The organism is Paenibacillus sp. FSL H7-0357, assembly GCF_000758525.1.
GTDB lineage: Bacteria > Bacillota > Bacilli > Paenibacillales > Paenibacillaceae > Paenibacillus_AQ.
Map to the genome: position 1 here is coordinate 2,849,952 of NZ_CP009241.1, position 12,343 is coordinate 2,862,294.

Genomic DNA, 12,343 nt, shown 5'->3' on the forward strand with positions numbered 1-12,343 from the left:
GGGATGGGCACCGCACAATTTTAAGGAGGAACTAACAGGATGACTAATGTTAAAAAAATCGCAGTATTGACCAGTGGAGGAGACTCACAGGGCATGAACGCCGCTGTTCGCGCGGTAGTGCGCAGCGCAATTTTTTACGGGGTTGAAGTGTATGGTATCCAGCGCGGCTATCAGGGTCTGCTGAACCGCGACATTTTCCCGATGGATCTGCGCAGTGTAGGCGATATTATTCAACGTGGAGGTACCATTCTGCAGTCTGCGCGATGTCTTGAATTCGTGAAGCCTGAAGGTCAGCAGAAAGGTGCGGACATCCTGAACGAAATGGGCATCGACGGCCTTGTGGTTATCGGTGGTGACGGCTCTTACAAAGGGGCTAACAAGCTCAGCAAGCTGGGAATTAAGACAATGGCTTTGCCGGGTACGATTGATAATGACATTTCTTTCACGGACTACACGATTGGATTTGATACGGCAGTAGGGGTAGTTGTAGATGCCATTAACAAGCTTCGTGACACCATGTCCTCGCATGAGCGTTCCTCCATTGTAGAAGTTATGGGACGCCACTGCGGAGATATTGCTCTTCATGCAGGCCTGGCTTCCGGAGCCGAAACCATTCTCGTACCGGAAATGCCTTATGACCTCAACGAGGTGGCTGACCGGATGCGTGACAACTTTGCCAGAGGCAAACGCCACAGTATCGTTATTGTCGCTGAAGGTGTAGGCAAGGGCGAAGACGTTGCACAAGCGTTGAAAGACCGCCATGCTTCACTGGACGCCCGCGTAACGGTTCTGGGTCATATTCAGCGCGGAGGTACTCCGACTCCAGGCGACCGCAACCTGGCAAGCCGTTTGGGTGACTTTGCTGTTCGCAAACTGCTCGAAGGTGAATCGGATAAAGGCTGCGGCATTATTAAAGGTGAGCTGACGCTTACCGATATCGATACTGTGGTGAATACGAAGAAAGATTTCGATACGGAATTGTACGAGCTGGCTTCCCGTCTTTCCCAATAGAATACAAGAGAGCAGCAAATGCTGCTTCACAAGCCGCCTAGAGATAGGCGGTTTTTTTATGTTTGACAATATACCCCCACCCGTATATTATATACCCCATGGGGTATAATTATAAGGAGGAAAAGAAGATGGGTAAAACAATCATTATTATTGGTGGCGTTGCTGGTGGAGCGACAGCTGCCGCGAGGCTGCGGAGACTGAATGAACAGGATGAGATCATCCTGTTTGAACGCGGGGAGCATGTATCGTTTGCCAACTGCGGACTGCCTTATTATATTGGTGAAACAATTGATTCCCGCGATAAGCTGTTTCTTCAGACGCCTAAGGGTATAAAGGAACGATTTAACATAGATGTTCGTGTGCTTACTGAAGTAACGGAAATTGTACGCCAGCATAAACTTGTTCATTACCGTGATGTCCGAACGGGTGAGACGGGGGAGATTCCATATGACATCCTGATTCTGTCCCCGGGAGCCAGACCTATTGTGCCTGATATTCCAGGTCTCTCCGAGACCAAGAATGTGTTCACCTTAAGAAATATCCCGGATACGGACCGGATTAAATCTTTTGTAGACAGTATGCGTCCTAAGCATGCCACGGTTATCGGCGGAGGTTTTATCGGGCTGGAAATGGCGGAGAACCTCCGTGAACGTGGACTTGAGGTGACGATTATTGACCGCGGTGCACAGCTCCTCAATCCGCTGGACCCGGAAATGGCCAAACCTGTGGAAGAGCATCTCCGGATGCACGGCGTGGAAATAAGGCTGAATGAGGGGGTGGAGGCTTTTGAGCAACAGGGCGGAATGCTGCGGCTTTCTTCTGGAGACGTGATCAGGACCGAGATGATCATTATGGCAATTGGAGTCACTCCAGAGAATGAGCTTGCCCGCCACAGCGGTCTAGAGCTGGGAATCCGCGGCGCGGTTAAGGTCAGTTCTACCCTGCAGACCAGCGATCCCGATATTTATGCCATCGGTGACGCCATTGAGGTCAAGGACCGCAATCATGGATTCGCCACCATGGTTTCTCTGGCATGGGGAGCGAACCGGCAAGGCCGTCTAGCGGCAGATCATATCAACGGTCACGCCATCTCCTACGATGGAGCTTTGGGAACGGCAATCATTAAGACCTTTAACCTGACCTCAGCAGTTACCGGGAACAATGAGAAGACGCTCACAGCTCTCGGTGTCCCTTATGAGGCCATTCATATCCATCCCAATTCACATGCGGGTTATTACCCCGGGGCATCCCCGATTGCCATGAAGCTGCTGTTCAATCCCGACAATGGTGATATATACGGAGCACAGGCTGTGGGGGCAGACGGTGCTGACAAGCGGATTGATGTCATTGCCACTGCTATTCGCGGCAAGCTGAAAGTGAACGAGCTCGCAGATATAGAGCTGGCCTATGCACCGCCATATTCTTCAGCTAAGGACCCTGTCAATATGGCCGGGTATGCCGCTTCCAATGTTGTGGATGGATTAGTCAGCAATCTGCAGTGGCATGAGGTGGATGCTTTCTCCGCCAAGGGCGGACTGATCATCGACGTCAGGGACGAGGTGGAACGGCTGGCAGGTTCCATTCCCGGCTCAGTGAACATTCCATTGTCCGAACTGAGAAACCGGCTTGCCGAGATTCCTGCGGATCAGGAGATCGCGGTATCCTGCCAGGTAGGGCTTAGAGGCTATATTGCTGCAAGAATGCTGAGTCAGCATGGGTACAGCGTGAAGAATGTTGATGGTGGATACAAAACGTATGCTGTAATGGCAATGAAGGATATCCTGCCGCCAGAGGAGCGCAGCAAAGATACGGCAGCCCATTTGCCAACTTCTCCGGATTCACTAGATGACAGGGCACAAAGCGGCAGCGGGGAGCAGCTGCTGTTGCTGGATGCTTGCGGACTGCAGTGTCCGGGCCCTATACTCAAAGTATATGAGACTGTAAAGTCCATGCAGGAAGGACAGCAGCTGGAGATTGCTGCTACGGATTTCGGTTTTGCCGCAGATATTAAGCAGTGGTGCCTCAAGACGCAGAATACACTGGAATCGGTGGATGTGTCGGAAGGGAAAGTGAAGGCTCTTGTACGTAAAGGGTTAAACAGGGTGACGGGAGAAGCCTTGCCAGCAGTGCCTTCTGAAGCCAAGGAGGGTACGACGATGATCGTGTTCAGCGGTGATCTGGACAAGACGATTGCTTCCTTCATTATTGCCTCCGGTGCGGCAGCGATGGGCAAGCAGGTGACCATGTTCTTTACCTTCTGGGGATTGAATGTTCTTCGTCAGAGAAATGCTTCTCCGGTTAAGAAAAAAGGGTTGGATAAAATGTTCGGAATGATGATGCCTCAGGGTACCACAAAGCTGCCGTTGTCCAGAATGAACATGGGCGGGCTGGGTGCAAGACTGATACGGCATGCAATGAAACGGAAAAATGTGGACTCTCTGGAACAGCTGATGCAGGGTGCGCTGAATGCCGGCGTAAAGATCATTGCCTGCACGATGAGTATGGACATCATGGGCATCAAGCAGGAAGAATTAATAGCTGGCGTTGATTTTGGCGGGGTAGCCAGTTATCTGGGAGCCGCTGAGGATTCGGGTGTGAATTTGTTTATCTAAAGGATGTGGGATGTATGGAATATGATAAAGGCATCAAAAACAGATTGAAGCGTATTGAGGGCCAGGTGCGTGGTGTGCTGGGCATGCTGGAGGAAGGGCAGGATTGCCGGGAGATTGTGACCCAGCTGACGGCAATAAGAACAGCTGTAGACCGCACTGTGGGTGCTGTTATCGGCGCTAATCTGGAGCAATGCATTCAGGAGGAGCTGGAGCAGGGCAATTCACCGGATAAAGTGATTAAGGAAGCGGTAGAGATGCTTGTAAAAAGTCGTTAACTCAAAAAAAGGAACAGTCGCGGATGAGCGCGCTGTTCCTTTTTAATTAACTGCGAGAACATCACACTTCTTCGGCATGGTGCCGAAAAAAGCAGTGCTGCACTCAAAGCCATTATTGTTCTCCAGCCCCGGTGGCCAAAGCAAACCGCCGCTGGACTTTGACTAGCCGTGTCAGCAGCAGAATGGCTCCAATCGCCAGACCGGTAATCAGTCCAACCCAGTAGCCGTAGGCGCCCATATCGGTATAAGTCGCCAGCACATAGCCAGTAGGCAGGCCGATTACCCAATAGGCGGCGAAGCAAATGATGAATGCCGGGTTTACGTCCTTATAGCCCCGCAGCACCCCTTGCGTCGGTGTGGCAATGGCATCGGAGATCTGGAAGAAGATCGCGTAAATCAAAAAGTGCTGAATCAGGGAGATGACCTCGGGTTCGTCGGAATAAAGTCCGGCAACCGAATCGCCGGCGAATAAGAGGACGAGAGCTGTCAGCAGCGACAGCACGGCGGCCGAGGCAATGCCCATAATGCCGTATTGGCGGGCATCCTTCTGCCTGCCGGACCCGTTCTCAAAGCCGACGAGAATCGTCAGGCTCATACAGATGCTGAGCGGAATCATGTACAGGGTGGAGGCGAAGTTGATCGCCGCCTGATGAGCTGCAATGGTTACTGTGTCGAACCGGCTCATGAGCAGTGTTACTGCCGAGAAAACCGCCGTTTCAAAAAAGATGGAAAATCCGATAGGCACGCCGATCTTAAGCAGCTCTTTGAAGCTGCTCAGCGATATGGCGTAGAACTTGCGGAACAGCTGCAGGCTTTTGAAGGGCTCGGAGCGGTAAATGAAGGTCAGGGCAATTCCGAAGATCACCCAGTAGGTGATCGCCGATGCGACCCCGGCTCCGACTCCGCCAAGGCGCGGGAAACCGAAATTCCCGAAGATAAGCAGATAGTTCAGCCCAACATTGACAGGTAAAGCAATTAGCGTGATGAACATCGAAACTCTTGTCTGCCCTAATGCATCGATACAGCTGCGGACTACCGTATAGCCGAACAGAGGGATGATGCCGAAGGAAATGGCACACAGGAAGCGGAAAGCGATATTCCGTACTTGCGGCTCCAGATTCATAAAATCAAGAACAGGCGACAGAGCGAAACCGCCGATCATGAGGACGAGCAGAGAAACAATCAGCGAGAGCCAGATGCCCTGGGTCACCTGATAAGCGACATCTTTATCCCGGCGGTTGCCTATTAAATTGGACACTATCGGTGTTATACCCATGAGTATGCCACTAAGCCCGGTTTGAATCGGGATCCATAAGCTGGTGCCGATGGCTACGCCGGCCAGATCATCCGTGCCGAATTTGCCGGACATATTGGTATCAAAGAAAGTAATGGCTGACAATGCAATCTGCGTTACAAGAATAGGAAATAAAATATGCAGGAATTGGCTTGCCTTTTGCTTAAGAGAAGAAGTATGTATCATCGGTTTCTGCCTCGTCATCTGAATTTTATAAAAGTGTGTAACCTATAAATCCTTATATTATCAGTAAAAGACCCGGCAGGGCGCCGGGTCCTTGGCTTATATTTGCTGATTGATTTCATCAAGGATAATTGCTGTAGTCATTATTTCTCGTAATCTACACCCGAAGTATAACGGTTGTTAGCATTCCAGAGGAGGAATTCATCCACTTTCTCGTCTTTCAAAGCCCGGATCTGGTCTTCCACCTGCGTCTTGCCGTATTTCACATAATGGCCGCTTCCAAGCCAGCTTGCGGTGAAGTCCTGAATCCAGGGGCGGATAATCGGTTTGTAGCTTCCCAGAGGGTCGAGCTTCTTATGTGTATCCACCATAGAACCCTTAATGGTCGCGTAAGGGTCTTTGTCAGGGTCTTTCACATCGAACCATCCTGTTGAGTAATGGCTTGGGTATACCATCGGGCTGATGACGTCTACATTCTTCGATATTTTCACGAAATCCTGGCCTATGCCTTCCGCAGCGGGAACAGAAGCGGCGTATCCGAAAATATCAACGGATACCCGTACGCCCAGCGGATTTAGCTCTGCTTTGGCGTATTTAACGAAGTCGCCAATGATCTCTACACGTGGTCTGTCGTTCTTGGTATATTTAAGAGTATCAGCACGTTTCTCGAAGCCTTCCGGGAAACGGACGTAATCGAACTGGATTTCCTTGAAGCCCAATTTGGCGGCTTCCTTGGCGATGTCTACATTGTATTTCCATACATCTTCATTATAGGGATTGACGAAGCTGTCTCCGCCTTTATTGCTCCAGACTGTGCCATTTGTATTTACGAATGACATTTCCGGCTTCTTCTTGGCGAGAACAGAGTCCTTAAAGACTACGATCCGGGCAATCGGATATACGTCATGCTCCTTTAGGCGGGTCATCAGCTTGTTGATGTCACCGATGAACGGCTGGGGATGACCCAGCTTCTGAAGTTCCGCATTGTCTGTCTTGTAGGTAATATATCCCGCATCATCCTTAATATCGATGACCATGGAATTTAGTTCCGTTTTATCAAGCAGGTTAAGCAGCGTTTCCATCCGTGCTCCGCCTGCACTGTAGGCTGTCACATAAATACCTTTAACCTTGGGGGCATCCGGCTGCGGATCGGCAAGAATCGCGTCGTCAGTACCTCCTGCTTCATTTCCGGGTGAAACGCTTGTAACCGGAGTAGGGGATGTGGTGCCGCCTGTGGCGTTTGGTGATGCCGATGCTCCGTTTGGATTGCTGCTGTGCTCTGCGATGATGGGGGGATTGGTGGCGGACTGTAATGCAGCCGTCACGTCAGAGTCGTGTCCGCCATGCGGCACGCCAACGCCTCCCAGGGCCATCATCAGTAATGCCCAGGTGATGTTCATTTGCTATTCTCTCCCTTTATGTACATTCCCTTAAAGTATAAAGGAACGGCAGCTGCCAAAAAGAACAGACTTGTAACAATCCCTGTAATTTTTGGCTGTTAAAAATAACCGCTCTTGTTGTTTATAAACGGGATGTACAGATTTTAAACGGTCCTGTTAAAAAGTAAATGCCGCCCGGACCCGGCACATAGCCGAACCCCAAGCGGCAACTATGAAGACTTGCTTCGAAACGTCTTACTCACTGAAGATACGCAGAATTCTGATGCTCGCAAATGCTGTAATGGATGATATCCATGGCATCTGCCGGTTCCAGAATACTCAGACCGTCACGCAGAACGATTACGGAATTCAATTCATTCTGCTTGAGAAACGGCATCATATCAGGATACCACCTCATGACGATTGCTGACAGTTTTACCGTTTCCATTTCCATAAAAATCACCCTTTCCTTTTTCGAATGGTACTGAATTGAATTCAGGGTACACCCGTAAAACGAAGTGCCGGAAAAAAGAGGGGTAAATCCCAATCTTCATGAAATTGTAAGGGTCCTGTGTGAGTATAATATATCACAATTTTAATTTATGCGCATTTCTTTCAATGTGATCTTTTGCGGAAGGAACCCATGACTCCAACGGTTTCCACAATGTTCACAAAAGCCTGGGGATCGCTGGTTCTAATGATTCTTTTAAGCTCTGCGAGCTCGTAGCGGGTAGTCACTGTCATTAGCATGTCCCGTTCAACATGAGAATAAGCGCCCTCTGTTTTGATCTTTGTGACCCCGCGTTGCAGGCCCAGAAGCTGCTGAAGCAGTTCGTCTGTCCTTGTAGTTACGATGTACACAGTCACTTTAACATGACTGATGTGAATCAGGTCGACGACCTTTCCGGTTACATAAATGGAGACCATCGAAGCAAGAGCTAAATTCCAATTGTCGTCAAAATAGGCAGCGGCCAGAATGACGATACCATTCAGCCCTACAAGCACATTCCCGATCGGGAAGTCGCGGTAGCGCGTAATAATGGAGCCGATAATGTCAAAGCCGCCTGTAGATCCTCCAACCCGGAAGGAAATACCGCTGCCGACACCTACCAGCACTCCGCCGAAAACGGAGGCAAGAAGCATATCCGACGCTACAGCTGTCTGCGGTACCAGCGTCATTAGCCAAGTTGTGGCCCCTACGGATAAAATGCTGAGAATAATAAATCTGCGCCCGAGCTGAAACCACCCTGCCACAAGCAGCGGCACATTGAAGAGCAGATATAGCAGACTGATGTTAAGGGGAGTGAAATAACCCACTAACATTGCCACACCGGATACCCCTCCGCTTAACAGCCGGTGGGGGATTAAGAACAGATTGAAGCCGCTCGCTATCATCGCCGAACCCAAGATGATGGCAAGGTAATTTCCTAGTTGTCTTAGTCGTAACAAGCAAATTCACCTCTGACGTGTAATGTAAGTAATGAAAGAAAGGAATACACTGGTATTCCTGATCGGGTTTGTGATATAATGTATAGGATATTCTTGAGTAGAACGTTACAATGGTACTTTTGCATTGCTTCGGATGTGAAGCTACAATTGTTCAGGCTAAATAACCAAGCTTGATCATAGGACATTTTTTCGTCCCAATACGCGTAAACCATGCAGAGATTACGGCATGTTTGGACAGCCTATAAATGTGTTTACCGCTACTTAAGAATACAGACAAGCATGTGGAATGTCCACTGTATAGAAGGAGCATGAATAATTTGAAAACATTCGCAGAATTCGGCTTGGAGCCAAAAGTACTTCAAGCAATCACAGAGCTAGGATTTGAGGAAGCAACACCCATTCAGGAGCAGGCAATCCCGCTCGCGCTGACTGGAGCAGACTTGATCGGCCAGGCACAGACCGGTACGGGCAAAACAGCCGCTTTCGGTATTCCCCTCATCTCCAAAATTGCTCGGGAAGAAGAAAAAATCCTGGCGCTAGTTATGACGCCAACCCGTGAGCTTGCGATTCAGGTTGCTGAAGAAATCGGCAAACTGACCCGCTTCAAGGGTCTGCGTTCACTGGCTATTTACGGCGGACAGGATATCGGCCGTCAAATCCGCGGGTTGAAGAAGAAACCACAGATCATTATCGGAACACCTGGACGCCTTCTGGATCACATCAACCGCAAGACGATCCGTCTTGATGACGTGCAGACCATCGTATTGGATGAAGCTGATGAAATGCTGGATATGGGCTTCATGGAAGACATCCAGACGATCCTCAAGCTCGTGCCGGAAGAACGTCAAACCATGTTGTTCTCAGCTACAATGCCTCCTAACATTCAACGTCTCGCCCAACAGTTCCTGAAGAACCCGCAACATGTTTCCGTAATTCCAAAACAAATCAGCGCTCCATTGATTGACCAAGCCTATATCGAAGTTCCTGAGCGCCAGAAGTTTGAAGCACTGAGCCGTCTGATCGATATGGAGTCCCCAGATTTGGCAATCGTCTTCGGACGTACCAAACGCCGGGTTGACGAGCTTGCCGAAGGCCTCCAGAAACGCGGATATTCTGCTGACGGATTGCATGGCGACTTGTCCCAGAACCAACGTGATGCGGTTATGCGTAAATTCCGTGACGGCAGCATTGACGTGCTTGTAGCTACTGACGTAGCAGCGCGCGGACTCGACGTTTCCGGTGTAACACATGTTATCAACTTTGACCTTCCGCAAGATCCGGAAAGTTATGTACACCGTATCGGCCGTACAGGCCGCGCAGGTAAAGAAGGAACAGCATGGTCATTCGTGACTCCGCGTGAAATGGACCACCTGCATCTGATCGAGCGTGTAACCCGTCACCGGATTACCCGCAAACCGCTGCCAACAATGGCTGAGGCAATTGAAGGCAAACAACGCATCACTGCAGAACGTCTGCTGGCAATGGTTGAAGAAGGCGGCGAGCTGAACGAATACAAAGGCATCGCGATTCAATTGCTGGAGCAATATGATTCTGTACAACTGCTCTCCGCAGCAATGAAATTGCTTACCGGCGACAACAAGGATACACAGGTTGAATTGACACCGGAAGATCCGATCCGCGCAAAACGCCGCGGCGGCAAGAATGACATCCGTAGCGGCCGCAAGCCTAATGGCGGCTACGGCGGCAACCGCACTGGTTCCGGCACAGGCGGTGGCTATAAAGGCAACCGTGATAGCGGCAGCAGCTATGGCGGCGGCTATAAAGGCAACCGCGACAGTAGCAGCGGCAGCACAACCCGTGGTGGTTACAGCAGCGGCTACGGCAGCAACAGCAGCAGCGGCGGTTACAAAGGCAACCGCGACAGCAGTGCCGACCGCAAACCATCGGCGCGTCCAAGCAGCACAAGTACTCGTCCGGCTAAACGCGAAGATTACGACATTTAGCAGCACCGGCGATAATGGAAGAAGACGAGTACCGGTTAACGGTTCTCGTCTTCTTTTTGTACAATTGAACATATTTAGGCTTTGTGTTTCATGCCTTAGATAACAAAAGTACGAGTGATAATAACGAGCAGGATGAACAGAACGAGGATAGTGCCTGTGGAAGTCCAGACGTTGCAGCCAACTGGTGAGGACATAGGTAAAACCTCCTTTGAATTAAGGTGATTGTAATGGTTACGTTCCTAATATATGGACGGATCGCCGGGCTTGCATAGACCATAACCCAGAATCTTAAGAATGGGCGCTGGAAAAGTCCGGGTCAAATAAGGTATAGTTAAGATACGCAGTATGCGCGAGACAGACAGGAGGAAGGGAATTGGAGTTTAAAGGAGCAATGGGCGGTCTATACCGCGTCACGGAATGGATTTCACGTATCGCCTTCAGTAACATTTTGTGGGCAATCTGTTCGGTTCCGTTTCTGTTCATGGGAGTAATGAAGATGATTATGTGGGGATCGGGTGCAGGCGGCCCCAATGAACAGATCACACTGAACTGGGCGATGGGCATTTTGGCACCGTTTACGGTGTTCCCGGCAACAGCGGCACTATTTACGGTTGTACGCAAATGGGTTATGGGCAATAGTGATGTTAGCACATTCCGCACTTTTTTCCAGGGGTACAAAGAAAATTATTTCAAGAGTATGCTTGGGGGATTAATCTACACAGTGCTGTTTGTTGTGATGTACGTAGATGTGACCGTATACATGACGCAAATGGCGAATTTCAGAATCGTCGGTATTTTGATGCTGGTGCTGATGATTATTTTGTTCGTCTCCATGTTTAATTTCTTCTCGATTGTGGTTCATTATCAAATGACCTTCAAAGAAGTGGTGACCAACTCCGTTCTGTTGACAATCGCCCGGCCGATCCGCGTATTCTCCACGCTTATTGGTGCAGCGGTTCTTGTCTATATAGGTCTGAAGTATCCGGTGCTTTACGCCTTGTGTATTCCTACACTTATTGCCTTTTTCGCCTTCTTTAACTTTTACGCTACATACAACAAGCTGCAACTGCAGGTGGAGAAGAAGAAGCAACAGGAACTGGAAGCCCAAGAAGCCCAGGAGGCCGCTGAAAGAGAAGCTGCGGAATTGCTTGAGGCAGAAGATTACGATGAAGATGATGAAGATGACGACGATGACGACGATGATGATGATGAGTATGATTCAGATAAAGATAAAAAACGGATTTAACATTAATTACACATAAGCCGCGAAATTAGGCGAGAAATTTATTCCAGTGTAAATTAAAGCGCATACAGGTTTACTTTTTCGTCAAAACGCAATATAATAGTAACAAATCCTGCGATGTACGTTTACGGTTGCTCGTTGTTTTGAACCAATGATAATGTCTTGGGAGATCTATACGAAGCGCGGCTGAAAGGCCCTGTCTATACGACGCGGGGAATTCAAAAACGACTTCTGCGGTCACCCACCTGCTATAGCAGGTTCAGAAGACACTGTAGCCGGACGGCATAGGCGGGTTTTCTACTGTTTTTGACAAGGTGCCCTGTTTCCCGCTTACCCGCGGGGATGGGGTACCTTTTTGTTTATAGTGAACAAGGTGAAAGTGAGCAATGCCCTTTTGTTCCTGGGATAAGAGTGTTACACTTAGACTAATGAACTTGGGATTTGAAGAGGGGGAAGAATTTTGTCGTTGAAAAGAACCTTGGTCGGTTTATTTCGCAGTCATGACGGAACAAGCGACCGTGCAAAAGATCCGGCATTAAAGACGCGTTACTACACTCTTTCTAGAGATAAGGCGTGGGAAGAAGTATCCTCAACGCTGAAGAAGATTCCTGGCTTCAAGGTGCTTCATGAAGTGCAATCTGTAGGAGAGATTACGCTTGAGAAGAGAACGGCATTCGGGCGTACGCTGGATATTACCGTGTCGGTGCTAAATACCTCACCGGTGCGTTGCGGCGTAGATATGTACTCGGCATCCAGAGGTTCGCTTGGCGACCTGGGCGCCAACTATCGAGTAATTCAGCGTCTGTACCAGTCTCTTGATAGGAAGCTGGGCAAATTCAAGACAGAATAAAGGCAAGCTGCACTTTTCTGTTCAGAGATTGTATACGGTTTCGTGAAGTGTGAAGATGCAGCCTATCATTGAACAATAAGGCT

The 12,343-nt window shown here is 49.4% G+C and carries 11 protein-coding genes and 1 other RNA gene; 7 read left to right on the forward strand and 5 right to left on the reverse strand.

What is annotated here, in order from left to right; translation table 11 throughout:
- Positions 1 to 39 precede the first annotated feature (39 nt).
- From pfkA to H70357_RS12320, 3 genes are all read left to right on the forward strand, one after another.
- The gene (pfkA, locus tag H70357_RS12310; RefSeq protein WP_038589639.1) at positions 40 to 1,011 is read left to right on the forward strand and encodes a 6-phosphofructokinase; all 972 of its coding nucleotides are present in this window, start codon (positions 40 to 42) and stop codon (positions 1,009 to 1,011) included.
- A gap of 128 nt (positions 1,012 to 1,139) precedes the next feature.
- Entirely contained in the window at positions 1,140 to 3,623 is a 2,484-nt protein-coding gene (locus H70357_RS12315) for a CoA-disulfide reductase (RefSeq protein ID WP_038589642.1), read from the forward strand.
- 14 nt (positions 3,624 to 3,637) lie between these two features.
- Positions 3,638 to 3,898, forward strand: coding sequence for a metal-sensitive transcriptional regulator (locus H70357_RS12320; RefSeq protein ID WP_038589645.1), 261 nt, complete (start codon positions 3,638 to 3,640; stop codon positions 3,896 to 3,898).
- 112 nt (positions 3,899 to 4,010) lie between these two features.
- Here the strand turns inward: H70357_RS12320 and H70357_RS12325 are convergent, their stop codons facing one another.
- From H70357_RS12325 to H70357_RS12340, 4 genes are all read right to left on the reverse strand, one after another.
- Positions 4,011 to 5,378, reverse strand: coding sequence for an MATE family efflux transporter (locus tag H70357_RS12325; RefSeq protein WP_038589648.1), 1,368 nt, complete (start codon positions 5,376 to 5,378; stop codon positions 4,011 to 4,013).
- Between the two features lie 140 nt (positions 5,379 to 5,518).
- Complete coding sequence (locus H70357_RS12330; protein WP_038589651.1) at positions 5,519 to 6,775, reverse strand: putative glycoside hydrolase; 1,257 nt, start codon at positions 6,773 to 6,775, stop codon at positions 5,519 to 5,521.
- A gap of 238 nt (positions 6,776 to 7,013) precedes the next feature.
- Positions 7,014 to 7,208: a hypothetical protein gene (locus H70357_RS12335; protein ID WP_038589654.1), complete on the reverse strand. Its 195-nt coding sequence runs from the start codon at positions 7,206 to 7,208 to the stop codon at positions 7,014 to 7,016.
- A 161-nt stretch (positions 7,209 to 7,369) separates the two neighbouring features.
- On the reverse strand, positions 7,370 to 8,203 hold the full coding sequence (locus tag H70357_RS12340; RefSeq protein WP_038589657.1) for a YitT family protein: 834 nt from the start codon (positions 8,201 to 8,203) through the stop codon (positions 7,370 to 7,372).
- Positions 8,204 to 8,520: 317 nt separating this feature from the next.
- Here H70357_RS12340 and H70357_RS12345 point away from each other — a divergent pair, with 317 nt between their 5' ends.
- Positions 8,521 to 10,167, forward strand: a complete 1,647-nt coding sequence (locus H70357_RS12345) for a degradosome RNA helicase CshA (protein WP_038589660.1) — start codon at positions 8,521 to 8,523, stop codon at positions 10,165 to 10,167.
- Between the two features lie 95 nt (positions 10,168 to 10,262).
- On the opposite strand, the gene H70357_RS35855 is transcribed toward H70357_RS12345, so the two are convergent.
- Positions 10,263 to 10,361, reverse strand: coding sequence for a dihydroorotate dehydrogenase (locus H70357_RS35855; protein WP_144024380.1), 99 nt, complete (start codon positions 10,359 to 10,361; stop codon positions 10,263 to 10,265).
- A gap of 179 nt (positions 10,362 to 10,540) precedes the next feature.
- Here H70357_RS35855 and H70357_RS12350 point away from each other — a divergent pair, with 179 nt between their 5' ends.
- From H70357_RS12350 to H70357_RS12355, 3 genes are all read left to right on the forward strand, one after another.
- Positions 10,541 to 11,413 (forward strand): YesL family protein, encoded by an 873-nt coding sequence (locus tag H70357_RS12350; RefSeq protein WP_081965784.1) that lies wholly within the window; start codon positions 10,541 to 10,543, stop codon positions 11,411 to 11,413.
- A gap of 103 nt (positions 11,414 to 11,516) precedes the next feature.
- A non-coding RNA gene (gene ssrS, locus H70357_RS34800) (6S RNA) lies at positions 11,517 to 11,709 on the forward strand.
- A gap of 161 nt (positions 11,710 to 11,870) precedes the next feature.
- Positions 11,871 to 12,260 (forward strand): DUF1499 domain-containing protein, encoded by a 390-nt coding sequence (locus H70357_RS12355; RefSeq protein WP_038589663.1) that lies wholly within the window; start codon positions 11,871 to 11,873, stop codon positions 12,258 to 12,260.
- The last annotated feature ends 83 nt before the right edge of the window (positions 12,261 to 12,343 follow it).

What these genes read in the sequence shown, in the direction of transcription:
- pfkA (WP_038589639.1), top strand. Translation starts at nt 40, where the DNA reads ATGACTAATGTTAAAAAAATCGCAGTATTGACCAGTGGAGGAGACTCA.
- H70357_RS12315 (WP_038589642.1), top strand. Translation starts at nt 1,140, where the DNA reads ATGGGTAAAACAATCATTATTATTGGTGGCGTTGCTGGTGGAGCGACA.
- H70357_RS12320 (WP_038589645.1), top strand. Translation starts at nt 3,638, where the DNA reads ATGGAATATGATAAAGGCATCAAAAACAGATTGAAGCGTATTGAGGGC.
- H70357_RS12325 (WP_038589648.1), bottom strand. Translation starts at nt 5,378, where the DNA reads ATGATACATACTTCTTCTCTTAAGCAAAAGGCAAGCCAATTCCTGCAT.
- H70357_RS12330 (WP_038589651.1), bottom strand. Translation starts at nt 6,775, where the DNA reads ATGAACATCACCTGGGCATTACTGATGATGGCCCTGGGAGGCGTTGGC.
- H70357_RS12335 (WP_038589654.1), bottom strand. Translation starts at nt 7,208, where the DNA reads ATGGAAATGGAAACGGTAAAACTGTCAGCAATCGTCATGAGGTGGTAT.
- H70357_RS35855 (WP_144024380.1), bottom strand. Translation starts at nt 10,361, where the DNA reads ATGTCCTCACCAGTTGGCTGCAACGTCTGGACTTCCACAGGCACTATC.